Raw genomic sequence first — 557 nt, 5'->3', positions numbered from 1 at the left:
CGTTTACGTTCACTCTTACTTCATTTTGGTAGCGTTCACGGTATTGTTTTATGAACTGACAAGCTTTCGCGAACACTTGATAGCCTAGCTCGACAATCAAACCTTTGTTCTCGGCAACGGGAATAAACTCATCGGGATAAATTTCGCCAAACTCTTTGCTACGCCAACGAACGAGAGATTCAAAACTCACCACTTCGGAGCTTTTTGCATTAATGATTGGTTGAAACTTCACACTCAAGGTTTGCTTTTCTAGTGCGCTTTTCAAACCTTGCTCGATAAAAAAGTACCGATCTACCGCGTGTTGAGTGCGTTGGCTGTAAATGGCAATCCTATCTTTATTTTGTTCACTGGCGTATTGGCATGTTCTTGCAGCTTTACGCAAAATTTCATCCGCAGAGGGCGCAGGGTCGATACAAGGGTACAAGCCAATGCTGATGTTACTGCCAAGATACTGACCTTCTTCTACAACGGCTTCGTGATAGGTTTGTTTTATCGTCTCGGCGTAAGCTTGAAGCGTGTCTATTGAGCAATCGTCCTGAATTAAAATTGCGAAATCG

1 pseudogene is annotated in these 557 nt (G+C 43.3%); it reads right to left on the bottom strand.

The features are described from left to right. A pseudogene (scrG, locus tag R7R78_RS28600) lies at positions 1 to 557 on the bottom strand (regulatory protein ScrG); the annotation flags it as partial.

It is taken from the genome of Vibrio sp. 2134-1 (assembly GCF_033339495.1).
Note: the sequence above shows the minus strand (reverse complement) of the source record. Positions and strands in the feature narration are given on the sequence as shown.